The organism is Streptomyces sp. NPDC059455 (genome assembly GCF_042750115.1).
Lineage (GTDB): Bacteria > Actinomycetota > Actinomycetes > Streptomycetales > Streptomycetaceae > Streptomyces > Streptomyces endocoffeicus.
The window spans coordinates 1-25169 of the sequence record NZ_JBHYVB010000174.1 but is presented as its reverse complement, the minus strand read 5'-3'; the positions used below and the strand labels follow the sequence as shown (position 1 = coordinate 25169).

Here is a 25169-nt window from a genome sequence, read left to right as displayed (position 1 = left end):
CTCGATCGTCAACGTCTCCTCCGTCGGCGGCATGGTCGGAGTGGCAGGCATCTCGGAATACGTCGCCTCGAAATGGGCCGTCAACGGCCTCACCACCCCGCAGCATCTGTGAGACGTTCCCGGACTGATCGCGACCCACGGCGGTCCGGGCCAGTCCGCTGCTGGGCCCGATGGTGGCGCCGCTGCCACTGGCCCCGGAACCAGGACCTGCGGACGATCACCAGGTGGCCAGATCGCTCTGCGCCGGCTGGGGACGACCCCGGAGACCGCACACCTCAAGGGCATCTGAGATCTGGTCCTCTTCGGGCACAGCGGCACCTGATCAGGACCTGCCGCGTCGCGGCAGAGTTGCTGCCGAGCCCGGTGGCCCCCTGTGCGGCCCGCCTCGGCTCCGGTGGCGCTAAGGGGGTGCGGAACGCGCACCCCCTTAGCATCAGGTCGTCGAACCCTCCCGATTCAGCGAGCCCCCGCGCTTTCGTGTTCGTCGAGAAGTCCAGAGCCTTCCCTGAGCAGTTCCTCGACGCGCCGTGCTCCCTGAGCGGTCAGCGCGGTGAGCGGTTCGCGGACACGTGCCGATGAGATGAGGCCCTGCTTGTGGAGGACGTACTTCAACGGAGCCGGGTTGGTCTCGACGAACAGCAGATCCACCAGAGGGTGCAGACGGTAGTGCAATTCTCGCGCCGTGGCGTGGTCTCCGGTTTCCCACGCTTCATACATGCGGGCCACGGCAGCCGGAGCCAGATTGGACACGGCGCTGATGAAGCCGCAGCCACCGAGTGCGAGGAGGGGCAGGCCGAGCAGTTCGATCCCGGACCACACCAGGAAGCCAGTCCCCGTCTTGTGCAGGACCCGCGAGAAGTGTTCGAAGTCCTTGGTGGTTTCCTTGATGCCCACGATGTTGCCGAAGTCGCGGTGGAGCCTGTCGACGGTGTCAGGGGCGATGTCGACAGCGGTGCGCGAAGGCACGTTGTAGATGATCAGCGGCAGGTCGGGGAACTCACGGGCGATCGTCGCGTACCACTGATACAGGCCCTCCTGGGTGGGACGTGCGTAGTAGGGGGTGATGATCAGGGCGGCATCGGCACCCGCGGCCTTGGCGGCAGCGGTGATCTCCACGGTTTCGTCGAGCTTGGCGGAGCCGGTGCCAGGGAGGAACGGCACCGCGTCGGCGACTTCCTCGGCGACTGCCTTGATGGCCTCGATCCGCTCCGCGACGGACTGGGCTCCCGGTTCTCCTGTGGAGCCGCCGATCGAGATGCCGTGTGAGCCGGCCTTCAGCTGCCGGCGGACCAGACCCCGCAGGGATGGCAGGTCCAGGGCGCCGTCACTTGTGAAAGGCGTGATGACGGGGGCCACGGAACCCTTGATCTGCGTCGGATCGCTACGGAACTTCATGAGGTCCTCACCTCGTCGTGTGCTCGTTCGCGCACCTCAGGCACCTGTCGTACGGGGGCCGACATATCCGGTCTGGCCGGCTTCGGAACCGAGGGCGAGGATTGGGCCGGACATCTTCTCCTGCCAGATCAGCGATTCCATGCCGATGTGCAGGGGGTGGTCCTGGACGGTGAAGACACCGAAGCCGTCGGGGCCGTGGTAGTGGTCGTGCTCGCTCCAACCGGGGGCCGACAGCAGCAGGTCTCCCGCGCTCCAGTCCACGACGTGCCCCTCGACGACACTCCTGCCCGAGCCGAGGAAGTGGTAGTTGATGGCGACGGAGCTGTGCCGGTGACCGCGGCGCAGCGGCTGCGGCGCGACGCCGGGCGGCATCGAGGAGGCGGTCACGAAGAAGCTGTGCGTGGCCCCGTTGCGGCGTTCGGTCGCCGGGTTGTACAGCGCCATGATCGTCCGCTTGCCGTCGCCCTGCTCCCAGGACAGGTGCTCGCGGACCTCGCTCCAGGCCCAGTGCATCGGGTTGTTCTCGACGACCTCGATGTCCACGAGGTACTCGTAGCCCCGAAGCCGGGCCCCGGAGTCGTTGAGCTCGATGTCGGGGGCGGTTTCGCGGATATAGCGCTCGGACCGGCGGTCGGCGGAAGCCTGGAGAGCGCGGCCCGTGGCCATCTGCTCCTCGGTGAGAGGCTCACCGTAGAGGACACCCAGCTTGGCCAGGAGCGGAGCGTTGGAGTAGCTCAGCCGGGCCCAGAGTTCGTCGCCGTCGTTCTCGAAGTAATGGCCCTTCATCGACGGGATGCTGCACACGTCCCAGCGCTCCATGCGTGTGGACCTGCCGACGACGTGGACAACGCCGCGGCCGCTTATCCCGATCTCGACTTGCCCAGTGTTGCGCCGCAGCGGCGTGGTCCGCTCGCCCGGCTTGAGCACGTCGATGGTGACGTCAACGCCGGGAGCGAGCCCCGGGCCGAGGCCCACGGCATCCGGATGCACGATGAGGCTGCCGCGACGGCCGTTCGCCGGCCGGGGCAGAGAGGCGAGGCGCTCGATCTCCGCCTCGATCTGGGCCCGGGAGATCTTCACGGGCGCCCAGGGCCGGATCGGTTCGGTCTCCTGTCCGCTGACGTCCACGAACCGGGCGTGCGACTCCGGCGCTGCGGGGAGGGCGTCGAGGTCTGAGGGGGAAGAGGTGACGCTCACGGTAACGGCTCCTTGGTCTATTTCGGTGGAGAGAGTCGGGCGCCGCGGAGCAACAGTGCGGCGACCGAGAGGTCGGACAGTCCCATGCCCATACCCTTGAAGACGGTGCAGCGCGGCCGCTCAGGGCGGGTCACCTTGCCGGTGACCAGATCGGCGAGCCGGTGCACCGAAGTCCAGTCATCGCCGAAGAATTCGCGCAGTTCACGCGAGCCCCGTTGCGCGTTGGACACGCTGTCGACCACGGTGAGTGCTGAGGACGCCAGCAGAGTCGCGTCGAACTCCGCGTTGGCGGGAAGGATCGCGCCGACAGCGTTGAGGTGAGCCCCTTCGGCCAGGGCGTCAAGGCTGAAGAACGGGTCGGTGGCACGTGTGATCAGGGTGACGATGGGCGAGTCCTGGGAGGCTGCCTCAATCGTGGAAAATACTTCAGCGGCGAGCCCGAGGTCCGTTCGCACCTGGGCGGCGAAGCTCACTGCTCGCTCGGCGGTACGGCTCCAGACGCGGACCCGGCGCAGGTTCCGGACCGCGGCGACCGCGGCCACCTGGCGCAGGGCCTGGCGCCCCGTGCCCAGGACTGCGAGTTCGTCGGCGTCCGGGTGGCTCATCCAGCGTGTGGCGAGTCCCGAGACCGCGGCGGTACGCAGGGCACCGGCCACCCCGGCTTGCAGCGAGGCCCGCAGACTGCCGTCGGAGGCGGAAAAGGCGGTGAGGACGGCCGTCGCTCCGGCCGGCGTGTTGACCCAGGTCTTGAAGACGACGAGCTGTTCCTCGGTGTCGATCGCGCCCAGGGCGTGGGCGCTGCTCATGGGTGACCAAGTGGCCATGGTTTTATCGATGTTCCAGGCGGCACCCATCGCCTCGTGTTCCAAGACGCCTTGTACGGCATCGATGACGGAGGGAAGGTCCGCGCGGGCTTCGACGTCCTGGTCATTCCACTGGTGGGGGCTCATCCGTGTACCTCCGACAGGTTCAGGGAGCGTGCCTCGTCGGTGACCGGGTTCCGGAGCACACCGATACCCGGCACGTCGACTTCGAGTTCGTCTCCCGGGCGCAGATACCGGGGAGGAACCTGCCGGTGGCCAATACCCTGGGGAGTCCCGGTGGCGATGACATCACCGGGCCGGAGTGGGGTGAAGGCGCTGATGTATGCGAGTAGTTCGCCGAAGGAGAAGGCCAGACGGTCGGTCGAGTCGTCCTGCACGACCGTGCCGTTGAGCCGAGTGGTCACCCGCAGAGGGCCGTCCCCCAGTTCGTCGGGGGTGACCAGCCAGGGCCCGCAGGAGCCGCTGGCGTGCCAGTTCTTGCCCGCGGTCGCCTGCCGTGTGTGCAACTGCCACTCCCGCACGCTGTTCTCCGCCATGCAGGTGAAGCCCGCGATGTGCCGGTCCGCCCGGTCAGCGGTCACCCGGCGCGTCGGATGGCCGATTACGAAGGCCAGTTCGCCCTCCCAGTCCAGGGAATCCGTGTCGTACGGCCGAACCACCGCTTGCCCCGCGCCGACGAAGGAGTCGGGGAAACGGGTGAACAGGGTGGGCCACTCGGGCAGCGCCTCCTGGGATTCCACGGCGTGGGCCGGGTAGTTGTACCCGACGCACACGACCTTGGCGTGCGTCCCGATGGGGGGCTGCCATGTGACGGTGCTGACGGGCCAGCGGGGGTCGCCAGGGCGAGGCGTGGCGTTGTGGAGCTCGGTCAGCATGGCCTCGAACGAAGCCATGCGGTGCCCTAGGTCGACCACTTCGTCTCCGTCGACCACACCGAACGATGCCCCGGATCCGTCAGGTGGTGTGTGGAAACGCGCCAGCTTCATCGCTTGTGCTCCTTGCTCGGCTCTGTGCCCACCACGCTAGGTAAACAAGGAACATAAGTCCATTAACGTTTTCTTTTGTTCTTCATAATGCATTGTTTATACGTTTGCGCTGGCTACCGTCCCGCCAGCCTGATCGCGTCCAGTGCGGACGCCTGCAGGGGAGAGAAGTACTTGTCCGTCCGGTAGAACAGCCCGATGCGTTCGTGCAGGGCTCCATCGGTGAACTCGATCGCGCGAAGTCTTCCCTCTGCGACATCGCGTTCCACTGAGTAGCGGGGGAAGAGTGCCGCCCAGCCGTGCTCGATGACCGCGGCCTTGATCGCCTCGGCATGGCCGAGTCGAATGACCGTGTCGAGTTCGCCGACGCCCAACTCCTGCAGCTGAGTGTCGACGCTCCTCTGAAACGCCACATGTCTGGGCACTCCCACCATGGGCAGTTTGGGTAGGGCGCTCAGCGAGACGGAGTCCGCCGTAGGCGGTCCATCGGGACTGGCGCACAGGATCAAGGGCTCGTCCAGCAGCGTCTCGGCGACGATGGAGGTGGGAAGTGCACGTTCGTCGCGGGTCATCACAGCGAAGTCGACCTCACCGATCTCCACGGCGTGCAGTGCGTGTTCCGGCTGGGTGACATGGACGGTGATATCGGCTCCGGGTCGCTCGGCGCGCAACGCTGTCATCAGGGGGGGCAGCAGATAGGTGCCGACCGCCAGGCTGGAGGCGAGCACGACACTGCCTCCCGTGCCGAGTGTCAGCTCCTCCACGTCGCGGCGGACCTGCAGACACCTGGCCAGCATCTCCCGGGCCCACAGGTGGGCCCGGCTGCCGGCCTCGGTCAGCACCATGCGACCGGAGGTCCGGACGAACAGCCGCGCCCCGATCCACTGCTCCAGTGCGCGGAGCTGGCTGGAGACCGCCGGCTGAGCGACTCTGAGCCGCTCGGCGGCGCGCGTCACGCTGCCTTCCTCCACCACGAGGCAGAAGACCTCGAGCCTGCGCAGCGAAAGTTGGGATTCCATGGGGCGGCCCTCCCGCACGGTCGTTCAGAGCCTGGCCTCATCGCCAGTTCTCCATAAGGTATCCGTTATGGAATCATCGAACAAGCGTTACTATGCATATGGCATGGATGCCCCTAGAGTTACCCGGCAACGCCGCATCTCTTGAGATGAATGCGCCGGGTCAAGTGCCTCCGCTGGGCCGACAAAAGCGCCTGACACTTGACCCCTCTTCGTGGCCGATCGGCTTAGCCATGCCTGGAGCTAGGGACAACATGAGTGCCATTCTCGGGATAGATATCGGTGGCACGTTCACCGACGCATTTCTGGGTGATGATCAGGGAAACATCACCACCGCCAAAGTTCCATCCACTCCGCCCGATTTTGCGGAGGGGTTTCTCAACGCCGTGGACGAACTCGGCCGCAAGCTCGGCCGGTCCCGTGAATCGACGCTCACCGATGTGGACTACATCTGCCACGGAACAACAGCGGCACTCAACGCATTGGTCACCGGAAACGTCTCCCGGGTTGGACTGCTGACCACAAAAGGGCACCGCGACTCAATTTACATCATGAATGTCGAGGGCCGGTACGCCGGCCTTGGGCCGGAGGAGATCCAGAACGTCGCGGCGACACGCAAGCCTCCGCCGCTTCTGCCCAAACGCATGGTGAAGGAGATCACCGAGCGCGTCGACTACCAGGGAAACGTCGTCGTACGTCTCGACGAGGACAAGGCACGCATCGCCATCCGGGAACTACTGGAAGACGGTGTAGCCGCGATAGCGGTGAGCCTGCTGTGGTCCTTTGTCAATCCGGATCATGAAATCCGGCTTCGCAAGATCATTGAGGAAGAGAGCCCGGGCACCTATATATGCCTGAGCAGTGACCTCAGCCCCAAGATCCGCGAATACGAGCGAACCGTCACCACCGTCATGAACGCCCAGGTCGGCCCCACTCTGCGGGACTATCTGGCGCCGCTCGCCGATGAACTCCAACTCCGCGGACTGAACGGCGCGCTGCTGGTGATGCAGGGCAGTGGCGGAACAGTCTCCGCGCAGGACGCACCCGCACAGGCCATCACAACCATCGGTTCAGTACTCACCGGCGGTGTGATCGGAGCCCGTAACCTCGGCCGCAAACTGGGCCACCGCAATATCATCACCTCCGACATCGGGGGCACGACGTTCCTGGTCGGCCTGGTGGTCGACGGGGAACCGGTGTACTCCAGCTCCACCACGCTGAACCAGTTCACCGTCAGCACCCCGATGGTCAACGTCACCTCGATCGGCTCGGGCGGCGGTGCGATCGCCTGGCTGGACGCGGGGGGCAATCTGCGCGTCGGCCCACGCAGCGCCGGCGCCCGCCCGGGGCCTGCCTGCTTCGGCCAGGACGGTGTCGAGCCGACGGTGACCGACGCCAACCTCGTCCTGGGCATCCTCGATCCGAAGACGTTCGCCGAAGGCACCAAGAGGCTGGACATCGAGCGGGCGCGCAAGGCGCTGGAGACCCGGATCGGCGCACCTCTCGGCCTCGATGCCGAGCAGGCCGCTGCCGCGGTCTTCGAGATCCAGAACGCCCAGACCGCCGACCTGCTGCGCCGGGTGGTGGTCGGGCAGGGCCACGATCCTCGCGAATTCGTCCTCTACGCCTTCGGCGGTGGCGGTCCCGCGCACTGCTTCGCCTACGGCGCCGATCTCGGAATCAAGGAGATCTACATCCCGCTGGGCGACGCCAACGCGTTTTCGGCGTACGGCCTCACCACCTCCGATGTCGTGCTGTCCGCCGAACTCTCGAACCCCGCGACCTACCCCTTCGACGCGGCGCGGGTCGAGCGGCAATTCGCCGAACTCGAGGCGGGGCTGACTGCTCGGCTCGAGGCCCAAGGAGTGTCGTTCACCTCCATCGGCATGCGCCGGCAGCTCGACATCCGCTATACGGCGCAGATGTTCGAAGTCCCGACGCCGGTCGGCTCGGGCCCGCTCACCGACGCCGACATGGACACCGTAGTATCCGACTTCGAACACACGTACGAACAGATGTTCGGTCAAGGAACGGGACACGCCGACGCCGGCTTCCAGCTCATCAACCACCGTGTCTTCGGCGTCGGCTCCACCGCCTTCACTCCTGAGCTGGCGACTGCCCCCGAGGCGGAGAGCGAGGACGCCAGGGGCGCGCTCAGCGGCACCCGGCGAGTCTTCCTGGACTCACGCAGGGGGTGGGAGGTGACGGCGATCTACGACTACGCCCGCCTCACCCACGGACACCGTCTCGAAGGCCCGGCGATCGTCGAGGCCGGCACCACCACCGTCGTCGTACCCCGCGACGCCTCGGCTCGGGTGGACTCCCTGCGCAACATCGTTCTTCACCTTGATGACCGGAGGCCATGATGGCTGTGACGCCCGTACCCGGCTCGGAGATCTTCGCCAGCAGGCCGTATACGAACGAAGAGGTCCGTACGGACCTTCCCGAGCACCTGCCGCTGTACCCCACGGACCTCAGCGGCGTCGAGGTCGAACCGCTCACCTATGAGGTCGTACGCAACCGCATCTTCGCCATCACCGACCTGATGGGCGACGCGCTGCGCCGCATGAGCGGTTCCCTTGTCGTCACCGACTGCAACGACTTCGATGTGGCGCTCACCGACCCTTACGGACACATCGTGCAGGTCGGCCCGTACAACACCCAGCTTGTCGCGTCGATCGGGCTGGCCATCGGCTGGATCCTGCGGAATCGCGCCGACAACCCGGGCATCGAGCCAGGTGACATGTTTCTGTGCAGCGACCCGTGGGTGGGCGGTGGCCTCCATCAGAACGACGTGGCCCTCTTCGCCCCCCTGTTCCACGACGGAAAGCTGTTCGGCTGGACCGCTGCCGTCGCCCACCAGCTGGACGTCGGCGGAGTCAGCCCCGGCAGCTGGACCCCGCGCGCCGAAGATGTCTTCTGGGAGTCACTGCCCATGCCGCCGATCAAGGTGGTACGCGGCGGAGTGATCCAATGTGACGTCGAGGACGCGTACGTACGCCGCTCCCGCATCCCAAAACTGGTCGCCCTGGACCTGCGGGCCAAGGTGGGGGCCAACAAGCTGGGTCAGGAGCGCATCGCCGAGCTGATCCGCAAATTCGACGCGGATACCGTCCAGCAGGTCATGCAGTTGCAGATGCGCGACGCCGAGCAGCGGTTGCGGGACAGGCTGGCCACGATCCCGGACGGCGCCTGGACCGCCGTCAATCACCAAGAGCAGTCGCACACCGGCGACCGCAAGGCGCACGCGATCCGGCTGAAGCTCACCAAGGCTGGCTCCGACCTGCTGTTCGACTTCACCGGGACCGACGAGCAGTCCGGCATGATCAACTGCACCTTCACCGGACTCTACGGCGGGATCATCTCGGCCATGATGCCCCTGCTCTGCGGCGACCTGCCATGGGCGCCCGGCGGCATCATGCGGTGCGTCGACATCATCAGTGAGCCCGGCACCCTGAACAACGCCACCTTCCCGGCCGCTGTCGGCAAGGGCTCGGTCGCATCCTCCTGGGCGACCACCAACGCGGTGATGGAGTGCCTGTCACAGATGCTGGACACGCATCCGTCGACCCGGTCCTCCGTGGCCAGCGTCTGCTGTGGCAGCTGGGACCTCAGTATCGTCGCCGGCCTCAACCAGCACGGCGCACCGTTCGCGACCTCCATCCTGGAACCGATGGCCGGGGGCTTCGGTGCGGGCAGCGACCACGATGGTGTGGACACGGCAGGTCTGCCGTTCATCCCCATGGGCAAGGTTCCGGACGTCGAGATGAACGAGTTCACCACACCCCTGCTGTACCTGTGGCGACGCGAAGAGACCGACTCCGGTGGGCCCGGCCGCTATCGCGGCGGTCTGAGCGGCAGCGTCGCCTTCACTCCCTACCACAGCCCGGCGCCCGTCTATCAGGTCATCTCCGGTTCGGGGAAGGCTGTTTCGATGAATCGCGGCCTGGCCGGAGGCCACCCGGGAGCCGCACAGGAGGACATCGCCGTACGCGGCTCCGCCACGGCGGAACTGCTCGCCCGCGGCGAGCTGCCCTCCACGGTCGCGGAACTCGGTGGCACTCCCGAGTTCCCCTCCAACCAGGAGGAGAGCCTCCTCCAGGAGGGCGACGTCTACGTCATGCGGTGGCAAGGTGGCGGCGGCTACGGAGACCCGGTGCTCCGCGACCCCGAACTGGTCGCCACAGACGTCCGTGAACTGAAGGTGTCGCCCGAGGCGGCACGCACGGTCTACGGCGTCGTCCTCGACGACTCGTTCACCGTCAACGTGGCAGCCACCGCCGCATGCCGTGAAGCCGTCCGCGCCGACAGGAGGAACCGTGTCCAAGGCTGACACCCACACCGCGCCTCAGACACTCGCCGATGAGCAGTCCGTGGACGACAACCTCGTTCAGCGTCTCGTGGACGGCTCCCCGCACTACGTGTGCCGGCACTGCGACACCCCGGTGGCACCCGCGGGTCCCGACTGGCGCCACCGGCTGACCAAGGTCTTCGAGGGCGCCCCGAGCACCGCAGGCCCCCACCTCAACGACAACGCCCGTCACTACCTCGATGTGGACGTCGTGCTGCGCCAGGGATTCTGCCCGGGATGTTTCACCGCGCTGTTCACCGAGACTGTGCCCGCACGGAACGGAGAGACACCATGAAGGTCCTGGTAACCGGCGGTCTCGGTGTCAACGGCGCCTGGGCCGTACGACGACTCCTGGCCGAAGGCCACCAGGTCACCGTGCTGGATGTGCGTCCGGACTTCGACCTGGTGCCCGACCTGGAACCCCACTTCGAGTTCGTGCAACAGGATCTGATGGACGTCGAGGGGCTGAGTCGGCTGATGACCAGCCGACGCATCGACACCGTCGCCCATCTCGCCGCCGTCGTGGTGGCGCCGTCCGACCCTTACCGGGCATTCGAAGTCAACGCACTGGGCTCGGTCGGAGTACTGGAAGCCGCGCGCCAGGCGGCGGTGCGACGGGTCGTCTACACCAGTTCCAAGGCGGTGTACGCCCCGATCACGGGCGAGTTCGCCCACCCCACCTATGTGCCGGTCACGGAGGACTACCCCCGCGGCCCCACTCCCGGTCTGCGTGCATACGGCGCCTCCAAGATCCTCAGCGAGGAGGCCGGACGGGTATACGCCGAGCGTTTCGGCATGGACTTCGTGGCCCTGCGGTTCGGCGCGATCTACGGACCGGGCAAGAAGGCCCGCCACGGTCCCGTCGGAGTCCACAGTCGCATCATCGAGAACGCGATGCTGGGCGTTCCCGCCACAGTCGGCCGCGGAGGCCAGCAGGGCGACGACATGATGTACGCCAAGGACGTCGCCCAGGCCATCGTGCGCGCCTGCACCAGCACGAACCTCGGCTCCTGGGTGTACAACATCGGCACTGGCGTACGCTCCACACTCGAAGACTTCGCGGATGCGGTACGCGCTCAGTACCCGTCTGCCGACATCACCATCGGCCGAGGGTTCGAATATCTTGGCATCGGCCCCGTGCACGGTGTCATGGACATCACCCGCGCACGCCGTGACCTCGGCTACGAGCCCGAGTTCGACCTGACGTCGGGTGTCGCCGACTACGTCGAGTCGCTGACCCAGCTGGGGATCGAGCCACAGGCCCAGACTGACGAGAGCAGTTGGTGATCGCCATGCCCCGGGCGACTCCCCGCACCTCGGCCGTCCTCTTGCTGTGTGCTGTCTGCATGGTCCTCGAGGGCTACGACGTCATCGCCTTCGGCGCCACCCTGCCGCACCTCCTGGCGGACTCGGGCTGGGGGCTGACGTCCAGTCAAGCGGGCTTCCTCGGAAGCCTCACCCCCATCGGCATGCTTTTCGGTGCTCTCCTCATGGGATGGGCCGCAGACCTGATCGGCCGCCGACGGCTCGTCCTCATCAGCGTCTCCCTTTTCTCGGGGGCGATGCTCGCCTGCGGAATGGCGCCGAACGCGGAGTTCTTCGGCGTCAGCCGATTCGCGGTCGGGCTCGGTGTCGGAGGGGTCCTGCCCACCGTCGCGGCGCTCGTCTACGAGCATGCCCCCGAACATCGCCGCAATCTCCACACCACCCTGGCCTTCGCCGGAGCAGGAGTCGGGGGCGCCCTGGCCGCCGTCATCGCCGCCACTGTCGTACCCGGCCTGGGCTTCCGCTTCGAGTTCTTGGCCGGGGGCCTCGCCGCGCTGATCGTGCTGCCTCTCGCCTACTTCCATCTGCCCCGTTCGGCGGATCTGCCCACAGCCGGGCAGGAGGCGGCCGAGCGCTCCGGTCTACGGCGCTTCGCCGTACTGTTCACCCGCCCGTATCTCCTCACGACAATCATGTTCGGCGCGGCGATGTTCAGCGCGTTGCTGGTGGTCTTCGGGCTGTCCACCTGGCTGCCCGTCCTCATGCGCACCGCGGGATACCCCCTCGGTTCGGCGCTGACATTCCTCGTCGTCCTCAATCTGGGCACAGCCGTCGGTCCCGTCATCATGGGCAAGTTGGCTGACCGGATCGGCTCTCGGCGGACAGTGATCATCTCCTTCATGACGGCCGTCGTGGGCGTCGCCGCGCTGAGCCAGCCCCTGTCGATGCTGGTCGTGTACATCGCCGTGGTGCTCGCCGGTATCGGCAGCCTGGGCACCCAGATCCTGCTCAATGTGTACATCGCCGGCAGATACCCGGCCGAGTTCAGAGCGACCGCACTCGGCACCGCCCTCGCCCTGGGCCGCCTGGGCGGGATCGCCGGCCCTCTGTACGGAGGGGTGCTGCTGGACTCCCACCTGCCGTCTATGTGGAACTTCTACGCCTTCGCGCTGCCCGCGGCGGTCGGAGCGCTGCTCATCGTCTTCCTGCCGCATCCACGGCGGGGGTCCGAGCGGCCGATCAGCCTCAACGTCGTCAGAGACCCAGTGTGACCAGCAAGGGCCGACGCCCCAGCCCCGGTGATCACCGGGCCAACCCCCTGTGCGGGCCCCAAGCCGATCGGAGAAACGCAGTGCGCAGCACCATGCAGGGAGTCGGGCTCCAGATCCGCAGACTTCTCGAACACGGTTCCCGCATCCACGGGGACTCCCGGATCGTCACAGCGGGCCCGCACGGCCCGCGGTCCGCCACCTTCGCCGAAACAGGCCGGAACGCCGCGCGTCTGGCACATGCCCTGCGCAGCCTCGGAGTGCGCGGCGGCGACCGCGTGGCCACCTTCATGTGGAACAACCAGGAGCACACAGAGGTCTACTTCGCCGTGCCGGCGATGGGGGCCATCGTGCACCCATTGAACATCCGGCTGTTCCCCGAGCAGGTGGAGTACATCGCCGACCACGCTCAGGACAAGGTCGTGATCGTCGACCACACCCTGGTCGGGACCCTGGCGACCATTCTGCCGGGAAGCAGGGCCATCGAGCACGTCATCGTCAACGGCCCGGCGGACCTCTCGCCGCTGGACGGCCTGGGTATCGCAGTGCACTCGTATCAGGAACTGACCGCCAACGCGCCCGCCTCGTACGCGTGGCCCGATATCGACGAGAACGCCCCGGCCGCCATGTGCTACACCTCGGGCACCACCGGCGACCCAAAAGGAGTGGTGTACAGCCATCGTTCCGTCTACCTGCACGCGCTGGCGAGTTCACTGCCAGACGCCTTCGGACTCTCGGAACGGGACCTGGTACTGGCCATCGTCCCACAGTTTCATGTCATGGCCTGGGGGCTGCCGTACGCGGCATTCCTCACCGGAGCCTCGCTGGCCATGCCTGACCGGTTCCTCTCGCCGGAACCACTGGCCGAGTTCATCCAGACGGTTCGCCCCACCAAGGGTGCCGGTGTCCCGACCGTATGGAGCGGCCTGTTGCAGTATGCGCGTCAAAAGCCCACGACCGATCTGTCTTCCTTGCAGGAAGCCGTCGTCGGCGGGTCGGCCATGCCCGAGTCCCTGATGCAGGCGTTCGCCGAGGAGCACGGCGTGACCACCCTGCATGCCTGGGGAATGACGGAGATGTCGCCGCTGGGCACCATCGCCCGGCCACCAGCCACTGCCCACGGCGATACCGAGCGCACGTACCAGCTGACCCAAGGCCGCTTCCTGGCACCGGTGGAAGCCAAAATCATCGACGGCACCGGCGCCGAACTCCCCTGGGACGACGCATCGGTGGGAGAGCTCCTGGTACGAGGCCCATGGATCACGGCGACCTACGTCGGCGACGGGGAACCCGACCCTGACAAGTTCGACTCCGGCTGGCTGCGCACGGGCGACGTGGGACGCATCTCGCCGGACGGTTACCTGACACTCACCGACCGGGCCAAGGACGTCATCAAGTCCGGTGGCGAGTGGATCTCCTCCGTCGAACTGGAGAATCACCTCATGGGCCACCCGGCGGTCGCCGAGGCAGCCGTGGTCGGGGTGCCCGACGACAGATGGGGCGAGCGGCCGCTGGCTGTGGTCGTCGCGGCACCGGGCCATGACGTCACGACGCAGGAACTGCGGGAGTTTCTCAGCAGCCGTATCGCACGCTGGCAGCTGCCGGAACGCTGGGCCTTCGTGACGGAGGTACCGCGTACGTCGGTTGGCAAGTTCGACAAGAAGGAGCTTCGGCGCCTGCATGCCGACGGACTGCTCTCCGTCACCGTCCAGCCCTAGCGCCGGCAGCACCAAGGGGCTGTTCCGTCCAGATGGTCTTTCCGGTATGCCCGTACCGGCAGCCCCAGCGGGACGCGAGCTGGGCTACGAGGAACAGGCCGCGACCTCCCTCGTCGGTGCTACGAGCCCGGCGCAGCCGCGGCTGAGTATTGCTGGGGTCGGAGATCTCGCATACCAACACGTCCTCGCGGATGAGCCGCAGCCCTACCGGCCCGCCGGCGTAGCGGATGGCGTTGGTGACCAGTTCACTCACCAGCAATTCGGCGGTGAACGCGACATCCTCCGCGTCCAGTCCCCAGGCCGCGAGCTGGCGGATGGTGGCCTCCCGGGCGCCTGCCACCTGGGTCAGGTCGGCGGCGAACTCCCAGCTCGCCACGTTGTCTGACGGGATCGCCCGGGTGCGGGCCAGGAGCAGGGCGATGTCGTCCCGGGCCGGGGCATCGGTGGTGTCGGCCAGCAGAGAGCGGCCGATGTCGTCCAGGGTTCGACCAGGGCCACCGAAGGCGGCCAGGTCGTCGGTCAGTTGCTGGATTCCGGCAGCGAGATCGTGATCTCCATGTTCGACCAGCCCGTCCGTGTAGAGCGCGAGGATGGAGCCGGGCTGCACATGAGTCTCGGCGACCTCGAAGGGCATGCCCCCCACCCCGAGGGGAGGCCCAGGGGCGACGTCGATGTCCCGCACCGTGCCATCGGGCCTGACCACGATGGGTGGCGGATGGCCAGCGCTGGCCATGGAACAGCGTCCGGTGACAGGATCGTAGACAACGTAGAGGCAGGTCGCACCGACCGTGTCCTGCTGTCCTTGAGGCGCCTCGTTGCCGAGTTGCTGGACGAGGTCGTCGACATGCGTGAGGAGCTCGTCCGGCTCCATTTCCAGGTCGGCAAGAGTGTGGATGGCGGCCCGGAGGCGGCCCATCGTGGCCGTGGCCGGCAGCCCGTGCCCAGTCACATCCCCGATGATGAGGGCGACCCGCAGGGAAGGCAGGGGGATGGCTTCGAACCAGTCTCCGCTGATGTCGGCCCCGCCTCCGGCGGGCCGGTAGAAGCCGGTGGTTTCGGCCGCTGGAGTGTCCGTGGCGGCGCGGGGAAGCAGGCGCTGCTGCAGGACGACTGCTTCGCGGTGCTCGCGGGTGTATCGGCGGGCATTGTCGACGCTCAGTGCACCGCGGGTGGCGATCTCCGTCAGCAACTCCGCGTCCGCCTGGTCAAATGGCTCAGGCCGGCTGGTCCGCCAGACCACAACGGCTCCGAGCACGAGCCCTCGGGCGAACAGAGGTGCCGCCACCAGCGAGTGCCCGTGCTCGGGAATCAGGAACGCGGCCAGTTGCTGGTCGAACTCGATCATGGCCATGAAGGTCGCCCGGTCCGGGGCCACCACGGTTTCGCCGTGCTGGACCCTGCGCAGGACGGGAACGTCCGGCATCGGGGGTTCATCGCCGAGTTCGGGGGGCCAGAGCCCGGATGGCCAGGGACCGACCGATGCCGCGGCGGCCCTACGCAGGTGCCACTGTCCCGGGCCGGCCAGTTTCGGAGGCTCGTCACCACCGAGCACGGCTTCGGCGAGGCTGACCCAGGCCAGGTCCCCGAGTGCCGGGACGAGAACATCCACCAGGTCCTGAGCTGTGCGCAGAACGTCGAGGGAACGGCCGACCCGTGTTGCCGCTTCATGGCGCAGATCCAGGTGGTGGCGGGAGCGCTGCTGCTCGGTGACGTCGGTGAACAGGGTGACGAGGCCGGTGGACCGCCCCTTCGCATCCTGCAACCGGAAGGCCGACAACGACAAGCACCATTCCTTACCGGGCACGCGGGGGGTCCGAACGCGCTGCTTCCGATCGATCATCGGAATGCCGGTGGCCAGTACCCGCCGCAGCGCCGCGGCAGCGTCCGGGGCAGAGATGATCTCGCGCAGTTGGCTGTCGACCACCATGATCCCGCCGAACATATCGGGGGTGACGTTGCTGTGGACGGTAACCAAGTCCATGTCATGGATGCCGATCCCCACCCGGTCCTGCAGCAGCAGCGCGCGCAGGACGGCCTCGTTCCGCTCCCAGCCGGTGACGCGGTGCGTGGGCGCGGCCAGGACGAGAAGGTGAGGCGTGCCGTGCAACGGCAGCACGCCGAAGGTGACCGCAACCGCGCGGTCGGAACGGTGCCGCAGCAGCGCCTGCCCCGCGCTTCCAGGCCCCCACGTCGGATCCGGTTCCTGGACGAGCAGTCGCCGGAGCGAGTGACCGCAGACGTCCGCGGGCGAGCGGTCCAGCAGCCGCGCGGCCGCTCGGGACCACCCCCGTACGATGCCGTTGCCATCGACCAGGGCGGCCACCACGTCGCCGAACGGGAACGCTCCGCCTCGCTCATGATCGCTGAAGGCGTTCATCTCGCTCCTCATTAGCGATGCTACCTGCCCAGAACGCTGCATCCATTATGTCCAATCCGGCGGCATATGCTCCACGGGTGGACGGCATCCCTTGCGTGACGAATGCCCCCAAGCGTCCAGGGCCACGGTGAAGCCAGGGCGAACCGCTACTCGGGGCGCATATACGGTGCCCCTCGGCGCGTTCCCGATGTCCAGGCCGAGGTGAATCCTCGCTGGGCGCGAACAGCCGCGTCGTGTATTCGCGCTTAGGGTGTGGTGGCCGCGGGTGTGGCGAGCCGTGTCGCGATATCGGCGCGCATCGCGTTCTTGTCGATCTTGCCGACAGCCGTACGTGGCAGGGCATCGACGCTCTCGACACGTTCCGGCCACTTGAACTTCGCTACGCCGCGGTGGGTGAAGTAGTGCTGTATGTCGGCAAGATCGACAGGCGATCCTGGCCGGGGAACGACGTAGGCGCATGCCTTCTCGCCCAGCCGCGCGTCAGGCATCGCTACGACGGCGACGGCCGCGATCGCCGGGTGTCCGGCCAGGAGTGCCTCGAGTTCGTCGACGCTGATCTTTTCCCCGCCGCGGTTGATGACGTCCTTGATCCGGCCCTCGATCGAATAACAGCGGTAACCGTCCTCGATCCGCGACATGCCCAGATCGCCGGTGCGGTAGAAGCCCTGGGAGGTGAAGGCGCGAGCGTTGTGAGCAACGGTCTCCTCAGCCTCTTCGGCGGGACGCGCATCGAAGTAGCCGCGGATGGTGTAGGGGCCGCGGACGCACAACTCGCCGATCTCGCCGTCGGGTACTTCGGTCTCCGTGCCAGGGGCAAGGACGACCACCTCATCCAGTGAGCTGAGGGGGACGCCGACCGAGTAGCGGCGAGCCGCCCGGGGGGCGGACAAGGGAGTCGTGCTGAAGAAGCCCTCAGCCATGCCATACAGCTGACCCACCCAGATTCCGGCTTCCTCGAAGACCTCGAACATGCCCTCAGGCGGCTTGGAGCCCGAGATGATGACCCGGCGGAGATGAGTGGCGCATTGCACCATAGGCGCGGCGAATGCCGCCATGGGCGTCGCGGCGATGATGTCCGTGATGCGTTCGCCGGCCATGGCGGGCAGGATGACATCGGCGACGGGCGGGAGGAGCAGTGCCGTCGCACCCACGCTGTGTGCGCCGTGCAGCGTGCAGACGATACCTGCGTTGTGCACGATCGGGAGCACGTGCGCGACGCGGGCGCTGTCGTCCCAGCCGAGCGTTCGCGCATATTCTCGGGCGTTGTACCAGTACTCGTGGTGCAGCCTGGGGATCAGCTTAGGGGTCCCTGTGGTTCCTCCGGACAGTTGCAGAACGGCAACGTCGTCCGGGTCCAGACTCGCCTGCACGGCCTCGACGCGCTCGCGGGCGGCAGCGGGGTCGCCCTCACCGGCGAGGTCCTCGATGCGCACACCGGCGGTGCCCGGCTCGGCCGCGGCAGTGAGCCGGACGCGCAGGCTCGGGACTCGTGTGGCCACCTCGGCGGCGAAACGCTGCATGTCGAACTTGGGCGGCGCTTCCACCAGGTGCGCTACCGCGGCGGCCCGGTGCCCGATCGCCTCGATCTCGTGGTGCCGGTGCGCGGCCAACGTGCAGACCGGTACCAGTCCCGCCTTCAATACCCCGAACCATGCCAGCACGGCGCCGATGCTGTTGGTTACCTGGAGCAGGACACGCTCGCCGGGTACAAGCCCCAGGTCGAGCAGACCCGCTGCGATCCGGTCACTGGCGACCGAGAGCTCGGTGTAGGTGAGCCGGCCGTCGGGCGCGACTACCGACTCCTTCCGCGGAAAGGCGTCCGCAATCTTCTGCCACTGCTGGATCAGCGTGGAGTCGCTCCAGGCTCCCGCGTGCTCGTATCGCTCGACGAGGGCGGCAGGGTGAGCGACAAGACCGTGGCGCGTCATGGTTCCCTCCTTGGACCTGACGATGATGGTGCTGTGAACTCCGCTGGGGAACGGAACTGCCTGGCTTCAACGAAAGCGAACGAGGTCGGCGCGCGCTCCGAGCAGGGCACCCACGGCATCGGCCGCCAGAGAGGCGGGCAGGTCGACCCCGACGATGGCGCCTGTGTCGAGCCGCAGCCGTTCGGCCAGATCGCAGCGGCTCAGCGCGGCGGGCCGGTCTCCGTCACCGGTCAGCCAGAGCATCCGGGCGCCAGCCTCCAGCAGGCCGCGGGCCCGGGCCACGACGTGTACCCCTTCAGGACCCCACGGGTCGGTGACGGACTCGGCCAGCGGTACCGCCAAGGCCGTGACGTCCTCGCAGTCCACCACCCTTCGCCCTATGCCTGGTATCGAACTGCCGAGGACGGCGTTGGCGAGATGTACCGGATCGGCAGCGGTTTCGGCCGAGATTTCCTCACCGCCGAAGGCGGCGGCGGCGTCGGCGACCACGTCGGGATGCCACTCGGCGAAACGGTCCACCGTGACGTTCCCCGCGCGGGTCATGTATGAGGTCATCAGGCGAGCGGGGGTGAGATCGAGCCGCCGGGGGAAGTTCTTCCACCAGACATGGCTCCGGGCGGCGATCGTCTGGAAGCGCTCCACCCAGGGTCGGCGAAGGGCTTCGTATCGTTCGAGCGCCGCAGCGATCGAAGCCTCGCCGACGAGGGCACGGGCCAGGGCGATGGCGTCCTCGAGGGCCAGCTTGGTGCCCGAGCCGATCGAGTAGTGCGCCGTATGCGCGGCATCGCCGAGCAACGCGACGTTGTTGTGGTACCAGCGCCCGCAGCGCACGGTGGCGAACCGCTGCCACCGGGTCCGGTTTCCGAGCAGCCGATGTCCCAGGAGAACGTCGGAGAAGGCGTCTGCCAAGTACTCCAGACTCCGCTCGTCGGAACTGCCCTCTTCCGTGTGCGCGTCCGCGACATCGAGTGCCGCTCTCCGCCAAGTCGCCTCGTCGGTCTCGACGAGGAAGGTGCTGCGATCCGGCCCGTACGGATAGGCATGGACGACGAAAACGCCGTGCGGCGTATGCGCCGGTGCGAAAGTGGCGTGGTCCAGTGCGAAGTCGGTCGCAGCCCAGAGGTACAGCGCGTCATCGAGCTCGACCTGGGCACGAAACTCTGGCGCGAGCTTCTCACGCACACCACTTCGGACACCGTCTGCGGCCACGATGAGATCCGCCTCGAGATCGGGCAGGTCCACATGGGCGGTCACCATCCGGACACCCGCGCGCACCGCGTGTGTCCGGAGAATGGTCAGGAGCACGGCTCTCCCGATAGCGATGTTGCCCCCGCCGGGCAGCCGGACACCTGCCCCTACGCGCATCTCCATCCCGTGACCGGCGTGCCCGGCTCGACGGATGTCGGCGGCGGAGTCGGGGTCGGCCTCGTCCAGGCTCTGCAGCGTGCTGGGGGTCAGTCCCACACCGAATCCGAAGGTCCGCCCGTCCGCGTTCTGTTCGTAGACCGTGACCTCCCAGGACGGGCATGCGAGCTTGATCAAACGCGCCGCATACAGCCCGCCCGGGCCGCCCCCGATCACTGCTACCCGCCGCGCGTCCACTCTGTGCCTCCTCGGCTTGACAGCTTTTACGTGAGCGTAGAATATTCAATGAAAATGTCAACACGGGCGGATAACGGAAGGGCGAAATAAGGATCCACCGGGTCGAACCGGTCGCGCCCGGTTCGGACATCACGGTTGAGTCCGAGTTGCCAGCCCTTCTGGGCAAGCACGCGCAGGGTCGGTTCTCGCTCCACTTGAACGCATGCGGAATGGCACCACCGTCCCGGTCTGAGTGTGATGGAGGAAGCCATGTCTCAACTGCGCCACGCAGCTCGTGGTGTCGACCATGCCGCGTTCCCGACCTTCGATCCGGCCGGCACGGTCCGGTTCTACCGCGATGTCCTCGGTTTCCCGGTCGTGCACTCAATCTGCGCGGCCGGTTGGGGCCCCGAAGGCCACCCGGACTTCATCCACTTCTTCTTCGACATCGGCAACGATGACCGGCTGGCCTTCTTCTACTACTTCGGTCTCGGCGCTGAAGCCGCCGGCCCCCGGCGGAGAAGGGGGACGTGTACGCCCGTTTCGGTGCCGACGTTCCCGACTTCTTCGTCCGCTCCCGTCACCTGGCCATTCATGTCGATACCGAGGAGGATCTGCTCGAATACCGGCGGCGTCTGGACGCCAGTGAGTGGCCCGTCGAACTGCAGATACAGCACGAGACGATAGAGTCGATCTACACGCACGATCCGAACGGCTACATGTTCGAGATCACCCGAGCACTACGGCCTGTCCTTCCTCAGGAAGATCTCGACGCGCAGCTGACCATCGAGGCATTGCTCGATGTCGTCGCCGGCCCCGATCCGAACATGGCCGCGCTGATTGCCCGGAAGGCGGAACTGATCGTCACGCGCGCGGAGGCGTGGGAGGCCGAGCGGCGCGAGCACGCTGATCGAGCAGGGAGTGTCTCGTGATTGCTACGTACCTCCTCGACGTTCCTGAGAACACCAGGGCGATCAAGGTGGCCGAACAGCTCGACGACGTGGAGATCCAGCGGCTCGGCCCGTATTTCGAGGTGTCGGCAGATACCTCGATCGTGATCGACCACCGTGCCACGGCCATGCGCCACGCCGTTTGGTACTCATGTATCGCCGGAACCACCGGCTGCGTGATCAGCCAGTGGGACAAGGACGCCTTGCGGGCGGACCCACTATGACCGAATCTGCCAAGGGCCCCACCCGGCTCGGCGCCGGACGTTACCTCACCGCGGCCAAGCCGCCTGTGGGGACCGTAACGAGCCTGCACCGGCTGACGACGGCCGATGGCGCGACGGTCGACGGCGTACTGCGGACCGTGCCCGGTGCGCAGACCGTTGTCTGCCTTGCTACCCACGTCAGGACGTTACACATCATCCGCTGGTGGCGGAGCTGTTGGCCCGCGGGGTTGCCGTCTGGACGCAGGGAACGCGATCGGTGAACAACGATGTGGCGCTCGTGCATGAGCAAGCCCTGCTCGACATGGCCGCGGGCCAACGCTCAGGGACATCTCGACGTGAGCCTGTGGAAAACGAGATCCTTGAGCACGTCACCCGTCTGTTTGTCGAACGTGGCTTCGCGGGCACCAGCCTTCAGGACCTCGCCGCCGCGATGAGCTTGACACGCCCTGCTCTCTACTACTACGTGAAGAGCAAGGACGAACTGCTCGCCAAACTGGTCGAAGAGGTGGTCCAGGCCCCGGCCGCGGCGCTGCAGGAGATCGGCAGCCGCGAGGACCTGGACGCGGCCGACAAGCTCCGCATGCTGGTCCGAACGGTGGCCACCCGTATCGCTGCTCACGCCACCGCTTCCGGCTGCTCGTCAAGTCCGAGGCGGAGCTGCCCGCTGACATCGCCAAGGCCCACGCCGATGCACGGCACGCGGTACTCGATGCGGTGGTGAACGTCCTGGACCAGGGTGTGGTCGCTGATCGTTTCCGTCCCGTGGGCACCCGCGTCGCGGCACTGGGCATCCTTGGCATCTGCAATTGGGTGGCATGGTGGTACCACCCTGACGGTAGCGTGGATATCGACGCGGTGTCCGAGCTCCTCGCGGAGATGGCGGTGGCCGGCGTACAACGCGCCGACGACCGGAAACTGCGAGACGACCGTCCGGGTGCCGTGATCGCCATGTTGCGTGAGGACCTCGATCACCTCGAACGCCTGATCAGCGACCAGTAGCCGTCGCGGGCCTTCGCTCGACGGGGCGGGCCGGCGGCGCGCCAGTAAACGATCAAGCGGGCCTAGGCCGCGCGTGCCACCGTCGGCGTTCCGTGCGGACGGTCCGCCGCATCCCGGAGAAGCATAAGCCATCGGTTAGGCATTCATAGAGAAAATGATAATTGCCTTTATGTATGCGCTGGGCCTACCGTTCGGTGTGAGCAAGGTCGCAGTATGGAGAAACGCGTAAAGGACATTGCATTGCCTATTTGTGTCGCCAGTCGATGAGCGCGCCGGCATATTGAGCACCCACTGGATGCACCGGATCAATGCGTTGTTGTCAACTGGCGAACGATCTTATGGTCTCATCGAGAGGATCATCATGAATCCTGCGCCCACCCCCGGAGCCACTCAACTCACGGTAGATCTGCACGACCGTGTCGCTCTCGTCGCGGGGGCCGGTCGCGGTATTGGAGCCGCCACGGCGCGGACCCTCGCCTCGACAGGGGCCGCGGTCGTGTGTGGAGCGCGTTCGCAGGACGAACTCGACGCACTGGTGAAAGAGATCGAGGAGGCAGGAGGTGAGGCGACCGGGGTTTGTGTGGACATCGCTGACCCGGACTCAGTGGAAGGCCTCGTACAGGCGGCGGTCGACCAATACGGTCGCCTCGATCTCGCCTTCAACAATGCCGGAGCGCACGCCGAAGGGCCATTGCACGAACTGACCATCGAGGATTTCGACCGGGTGGTCCACGTCAATCTGCGTGGCATGTTCGTCTGCCTCAAGCACGAGATCAGCGCCATGCTGTCCAGTGGTGGTGGCGCCATCGTCAACACGGCGTCGGTTGGCGGCGTTATTGGCGAGAAGTTCATCTCTCCATACGTCGCCAGCAAGCATGGCGTCGTCGGACTGACCAAGGCCGCTGCACTCGATTACGCGGACCGCAACATCCGGGCCAATTGTCTCGCGCCCGGCGCGACCCGTACGAGGATGCTGTTGGACTGGCTCGATAACGACGAGATGATGGAAATGATCGTTGGCAAGACACCGCTAGGACGCCTCGCGGACCCGCAGGAAATCGCCAATGTAGCGGTGTTCCTACTCTCTGACGCCGCGTCTTTTGTCACCGGTGCCACCTACTTGGCAGACGGTGGACTGGTCGTCCCCTAGTTCGCCCTCTTCTTCAGGCATGCGGATTCACAACCCATCGCCTTTTGTCTCTCCCAACAACGAGGAGTACCCCCATGGAGTTCGCTGGCAAGGTAGCGGTGATCACCGCCGGAGCCGGTGGGATCGGCCGCGCGTGCGCCGCCGAGCTCGCCCGCCAGGGCAGTACGGTGGTGATCGCGGACCTTGACGCCAAGGGCGCCGCACAAGCTGCCGAGGAGATTCGCGCGCTGGGCCGCGAGTCGGTCGGTATCCGCTGCGACGTCACAAGCGACCGCGATGTGCGGGCGCTGGCCAATCAGGTGGTCGAGCGGTTCGGCCGAGTGGATCTCCTGCATAATCACGCGGGTATCGGCGTGGCCGGGTCTCCCGACCAGATCCCACTTGAGGAATGGGAGCGGGTGCTGCGGTTCAACGTCTTGAGCCAGGTGCGCGGCGTGATGGCCTTTCTACCCCATTTGAAGAAGAGCCGCGGGCATGTGGTGAACACGACATCGAGCCTCGGAGTCCTCGCCGGGCATCCGATCTCGCCGATGGCCGCGCCGTACATCACCTCCAAGAACGCGATCGTCGGTCTGACGCAGTGCCTAGCCGAGTGGCTGCGGCCCCAGGGAGTAGGGGTTTCTCTGCTGGCTCCGGACCACACCGCGACGAATTTCGACAGCACCATAAAGTTCTACGGCACTCCGGTGAATCAGGGCGATGACGGTGCGGCAGCCATCGAGGACACGGTGCCGTACGACATCCAGCAGCCGGAGGAGATCGGCCGGGCCTACGTCGAGGGGCTGCGCGAGGACCGCTTCCTGCTGTCCTCGACACCGGATGTCGCGGGCATGCTCCGCCGCCAGGCCGAAGGTCTGCTCGATCCGAGCGCGCTTCACGGCGCCTACTCCTAAGCCCCTGTCTCCCCCGTCGCCGCGGTTCGCGACACCATGGATGGCCTAGGCCGTTTCTGATGGCTCTTGATGGACTGGGTGGATCTCGTGGTTGGTCGGGCAGGACGCCCGTATGGTGCGGCGACACGAACTCACGGACGCGCAGTGGCAGAAGATCGAACCCCTGCTGCCCGGCAACGGCAAGCCGGGCGGGCAGTGGGCGGATCACCGCAGAGTGATCAACGGGGTGCTTTTCCGGGCCCGGACCGGGGTGCCCTGGCCGGATCTGCCGGAACGGTACGGTCCCTGGCAGACCGTCTACGAGCGTCACCGGCGCTGGTCGGCCGACGGCACCTGGCAAGTCATCCTTCAGGAGTTGCAGATCGAGGCAGATGCAGGTGACCCGGATGGGGCGCTCGCCCGCCAGGTGTCCCGGCAGGAGTAGGCCGTGAACATCGACTCGACCTCCTGCCGGGCGCATCAGCACGCGGCCGGGGCGCCCCGCAAGCCTCCGGCCGACCACCCGCAAAAGGGGGCGGGGCCCGTGAGGAGGCAGATGGGCGTGAGGCGTTGGGACGCTCGCGGGGCGGGCTGACCAGCAAAGTGCATCTGCTCTCCGACGACCGGGCCCACCCGCTGCACTGGCTGACCTCGCCTGGTCAGCGCGGTGACAGTCCGATGTTCGCCCCGGTGCTGAACGGCTTACGCATCCGGCACCGCGGCCCGGGCCGCCCGCGCAGCCGGCCGGACCGGGTGCGCGGCGACAAGGCGTACTCCAGCCGCGACAACCGCGACTACCTGCGACGGCGCGGTATCAAAGCCCCATCGCGCAGCCCGACGACCAGCGGGCCCGCCGCAAGCGCCGCGGACGCTCCGGCGGTCGGCCCCCGGCCTTCGACAAGACCCAGTACCGTCGCCGCAACGCGGTCGAGCGGTGCGTGAACGTGGAAGCAGTTCCGCGCCGTGGCCACCCGGTACGACTGTGAGGATGTTGGGGTGCCGCCTCGGGCGGTGGTCTGGCCCGCGATACGACTGGCCCTGGTGCCTTGCGTTTGATCTGCCGACTGCTG

21 protein-coding genes and 2 pseudogenes are annotated in these 25169 nt (G+C 66.9%); 15 read left to right on the top strand and 8 right to left on the bottom strand.

Annotated elements, in window-relative coordinates:
* The first annotated feature begins 4 nt into the window (after positions 1–4).
* A complete protein-coding gene (locus tag ACFXB5_RS40645; RefSeq protein ID WP_385218296.1) occupies positions 5–112 on the top strand; it encodes an SDR family NAD(P)-dependent oxidoreductase in 108 nt (35 codons plus the stop codon).
* Between the two features lie 344 nt (positions 113–456).
* Here the strand turns inward: ACFXB5_RS40645 and dapA are convergent, their stop codons facing one another.
* From dapA to ACFXB5_RS40620, 5 genes are all read right to left on the bottom strand, one after another.
* Positions 457–1395 carry a 4-hydroxy-tetrahydrodipicolinate synthase gene (gene dapA, locus ACFXB5_RS40640; protein ID WP_385218288.1) on the bottom strand — a complete coding sequence of 313 codons (939 nt, stop codon included), beginning with the start codon at positions 1393–1395 and terminating at the stop codon, positions 457–459.
* A 36-nt stretch (positions 1396–1431) separates the two neighbouring features.
* Complete coding sequence (locus tag ACFXB5_RS40635) at positions 1432–2592, bottom strand: hypothetical protein (RefSeq protein ID WP_385218286.1); 1161 nt, start codon at positions 2590–2592, stop codon at positions 1432–1434.
* 17 nt (positions 2593–2609) lie between these two features.
* On the bottom strand, positions 2610–3542 hold the full coding sequence (locus tag ACFXB5_RS40630) for an ornithine cyclodeaminase family protein (protein WP_385218285.1): 933 nt from the start codon (positions 3540–3542) through the stop codon (positions 2610–2612).
* Positions 3539–4402, bottom strand: a complete 864-nt coding sequence (locus tag ACFXB5_RS40625) for a fumarylacetoacetate hydrolase family protein (protein ID WP_385218282.1) — start codon at positions 4400–4402, stop codon at positions 3539–3541. Before ACFXB5_RS40625 ends, ACFXB5_RS40630 begins: the two co-directional genes overlap by 4 nt.
* Before the next feature lie 113 nt (positions 4403–4515).
* On the bottom strand, positions 4516–5418 hold the full coding sequence (locus ACFXB5_RS40620; protein WP_385218280.1) for a LysR family transcriptional regulator: 903 nt from the start codon (positions 5416–5418) through the stop codon (positions 4516–4518).
* Between the two features lie 98 nt (positions 5419–5516).
* On the opposite strand from ACFXB5_RS40620, the gene ACFXB5_RS40615 reads away from it, so the two are divergent.
* The 6 genes from ACFXB5_RS40615 to ACFXB5_RS40590 all read left to right on the top strand — a co-directional run bounded on the left by ACFXB5_RS40615 (position 5517) and on the right by ACFXB5_RS40590 (position 14018).
* On the top strand, positions 5517–7781 hold the full coding sequence (locus ACFXB5_RS40615) for a hydantoinase/oxoprolinase family protein (protein WP_385218278.1): 2265 nt from the start codon (positions 5517–5519) through the stop codon (positions 7779–7781).
* Positions 7778–9748, top strand: a complete 1971-nt coding sequence (locus tag ACFXB5_RS40610) for a hydantoinase B/oxoprolinase family protein (protein ID WP_385218275.1) — start codon at positions 7778–7780, stop codon at positions 9746–9748. Before ACFXB5_RS40615 ends, ACFXB5_RS40610 begins: the two co-directional genes overlap by 4 nt.
* Entirely contained in the window at positions 9735–10061 is a 327-nt protein-coding gene (locus tag ACFXB5_RS40605; RefSeq protein WP_385218272.1) for a hypothetical protein, read from the top strand. The genes ACFXB5_RS40610 and ACFXB5_RS40605 overlap by 14 nt, the downstream gene beginning before the upstream one ends.
* Positions 10058–11053 (top strand): NAD-dependent epimerase/dehydratase family protein, encoded by a 996-nt coding sequence (locus ACFXB5_RS40600; protein ID WP_385218269.1) that lies wholly within the window; start codon positions 10058–10060, stop codon positions 11051–11053. The genes ACFXB5_RS40605 and ACFXB5_RS40600 overlap by 4 nt, the downstream gene beginning before the upstream one ends.
* Before the next feature lie 5 nt (positions 11054–11058).
* On the top strand, positions 11059–12303 hold the full coding sequence (locus ACFXB5_RS40595) for an MFS transporter (RefSeq protein ID WP_385218293.1): 1245 nt from the start codon (positions 11059–11061) through the stop codon (positions 12301–12303).
* An 80-nt stretch (positions 12304–12383) separates the two neighbouring features.
* Positions 12384–14018: a long-chain fatty acid--CoA ligase gene (locus ACFXB5_RS40590; RefSeq protein ID WP_385218266.1), complete on the top strand. Its 1635-nt coding sequence runs from the start codon at positions 12384–12386 to the stop codon at positions 14016–14018.
* On the opposite strand, the gene ACFXB5_RS40585 is transcribed toward ACFXB5_RS40590, so the two are convergent.
* The 3 genes from ACFXB5_RS40585 to ACFXB5_RS40575 form a co-directional block, all read right to left on the bottom strand.
* Positions 14002–16395 carry a SpoIIE family protein phosphatase gene (locus ACFXB5_RS40585; RefSeq protein ID WP_385218263.1) on the bottom strand — a complete coding sequence of 798 codons (2394 nt, stop codon included), beginning with the start codon at positions 16393–16395 and terminating at the stop codon, positions 14002–14004. The genes ACFXB5_RS40590 and ACFXB5_RS40585 overlap by 17 nt on opposite strands.
* Before the next feature lie 245 nt (positions 16396–16640).
* On the bottom strand, positions 16641–18323 hold the full coding sequence (locus tag ACFXB5_RS40580) for an AMP-binding protein (RefSeq protein ID WP_385218261.1): 1683 nt from the start codon (positions 18321–18323) through the stop codon (positions 16641–16643).
* A gap of 66 nt (positions 18324–18389) precedes the next feature.
* On the bottom strand, positions 18390–19865 hold the full coding sequence (locus tag ACFXB5_RS40575) for an FAD-dependent monooxygenase (RefSeq protein ID WP_385218259.1): 1476 nt from the start codon (positions 19863–19865) through the stop codon (positions 18390–18392).
* A 297-nt stretch (positions 19866–20162) separates the two neighbouring features.
* Between ACFXB5_RS40575 and ACFXB5_RS40570 the strand changes: the two are divergent.
* The 8 genes and pseudogenes from ACFXB5_RS40570 to ACFXB5_RS40535 form a co-directional block, all read left to right on the top strand.
* A pseudogene (locus tag ACFXB5_RS40570) lies at positions 20163–20375 on the top strand (VOC family protein); the annotation flags it as partial.
* Between the two features lie 59 nt (positions 20376–20434).
* The gene (locus ACFXB5_RS40565) at positions 20435–20836 is read left to right on the top strand and encodes a VOC family protein (protein WP_385218256.1); all 402 of its coding nucleotides are present in this window, start codon (positions 20435–20437) and stop codon (positions 20834–20836) included.
* Entirely contained in the window at positions 20833–21078 is a 246-nt protein-coding gene (locus tag ACFXB5_RS40560) for a hypothetical protein (RefSeq protein ID WP_385218254.1), read from the top strand. The genes ACFXB5_RS40565 and ACFXB5_RS40560 overlap by 4 nt, the downstream gene beginning before the upstream one ends.
* Positions 21079–21280: 202 nt before the next feature.
* On the top strand, positions 21281–21799 hold the full coding sequence (locus ACFXB5_RS40555; protein WP_385218251.1) for a TetR/AcrR family transcriptional regulator: 519 nt from the start codon (positions 21281–21283) through the stop codon (positions 21797–21799).
* Positions 21712–22077 carry a hypothetical protein gene (locus tag ACFXB5_RS40550; RefSeq protein WP_385218290.1) on the top strand — a complete coding sequence of 122 codons (366 nt, stop codon included), beginning with the start codon at positions 21712–21714 and terminating at the stop codon, positions 22075–22077. The genes ACFXB5_RS40555 and ACFXB5_RS40550 overlap by 88 nt, the downstream gene beginning before the upstream one ends.
* A gap of 295 nt (positions 22078–22372) precedes the next feature.
* Positions 22373–23227 (top strand): SDR family NAD(P)-dependent oxidoreductase, encoded by an 855-nt coding sequence (locus ACFXB5_RS40545; RefSeq protein WP_385218248.1) that lies wholly within the window; start codon positions 22373–22375, stop codon positions 23225–23227.
* Positions 23228–23271: 44 nt separating this feature from the next.
* Entirely contained in the window at positions 23272–24120 is an 849-nt protein-coding gene (locus tag ACFXB5_RS40540; RefSeq protein WP_385218246.1) for an SDR family NAD(P)-dependent oxidoreductase, read from the top strand.
* A 115-nt stretch (positions 24121–24235) separates the two neighbouring features.
* Positions 24236–25155, top strand: a pseudogene (locus ACFXB5_RS40535) (IS5 family transposase).
* Positions 25156–25169: the final 14 nt, after the last annotated feature.

What these genes read in the sequence shown, in the direction of transcription:
- dapA (WP_385218288.1), bottom strand. Translation starts at nt 1,395, where the DNA reads ATGAAGTTCCGTAGCGATCCGACGCAGATCAAGGGTTCCGTGGCCCCC.
- ACFXB5_RS40630 (WP_385218285.1), bottom strand. Translation starts at nt 3,542, where the DNA reads ATGAGCCCCCACCAGTGGAATGACCAGGACGTCGAAGCCCGCGCGGAC.
- ACFXB5_RS40625 (WP_385218282.1), bottom strand. Translation starts at nt 4,402, where the DNA reads ATGAAGCTGGCGCGTTTCCACACACCACCTGACGGATCCGGGGCATCG.
- ACFXB5_RS40620 (WP_385218280.1), bottom strand. Translation starts at nt 5,418, where the DNA reads ATGGAATCCCAACTTTCGCTGCGCAGGCTCGAGGTCTTCTGCCTCGTG.
- ACFXB5_RS40615 (WP_385218278.1), top strand. Translation starts at nt 5,517, where the DNA reads ATGGCATGGATGCCCCTAGAGTTACCCGGCAACGCCGCATCTCTTGAG.
- ACFXB5_RS40610 (WP_385218275.1), top strand. Translation starts at nt 7,778, where the DNA reads ATGATGGCTGTGACGCCCGTACCCGGCTCGGAGATCTTCGCCAGCAGG.
- ACFXB5_RS40600 (WP_385218269.1), top strand. Translation starts at nt 10,058, where the DNA reads ATGAAGGTCCTGGTAACCGGCGGTCTCGGTGTCAACGGCGCCTGGGCC.
- ACFXB5_RS40595 (WP_385218293.1), top strand. Translation starts at nt 11,059, where the DNA reads ATGCCCCGGGCGACTCCCCGCACCTCGGCCGTCCTCTTGCTGTGTGCT.
- ACFXB5_RS40585 (WP_385218263.1), bottom strand. Translation starts at nt 16,395, where the DNA reads ATGAACGCCTTCAGCGATCATGAGCGAGGCGGAGCGTTCCCGTTCGGC.
- ACFXB5_RS40580 (WP_385218261.1), bottom strand. Translation starts at nt 18,323, where the DNA reads ATGACGCGCCACGGTCTTGTCGCTCACCCTGCCGCCCTCGTCGAGCGA.
- ACFXB5_RS40545 (WP_385218248.1), top strand. Translation starts at nt 22,373, where the DNA reads ATGCACCGGATCAATGCGTTGTTGTCAACTGGCGAACGATCTTATGGT.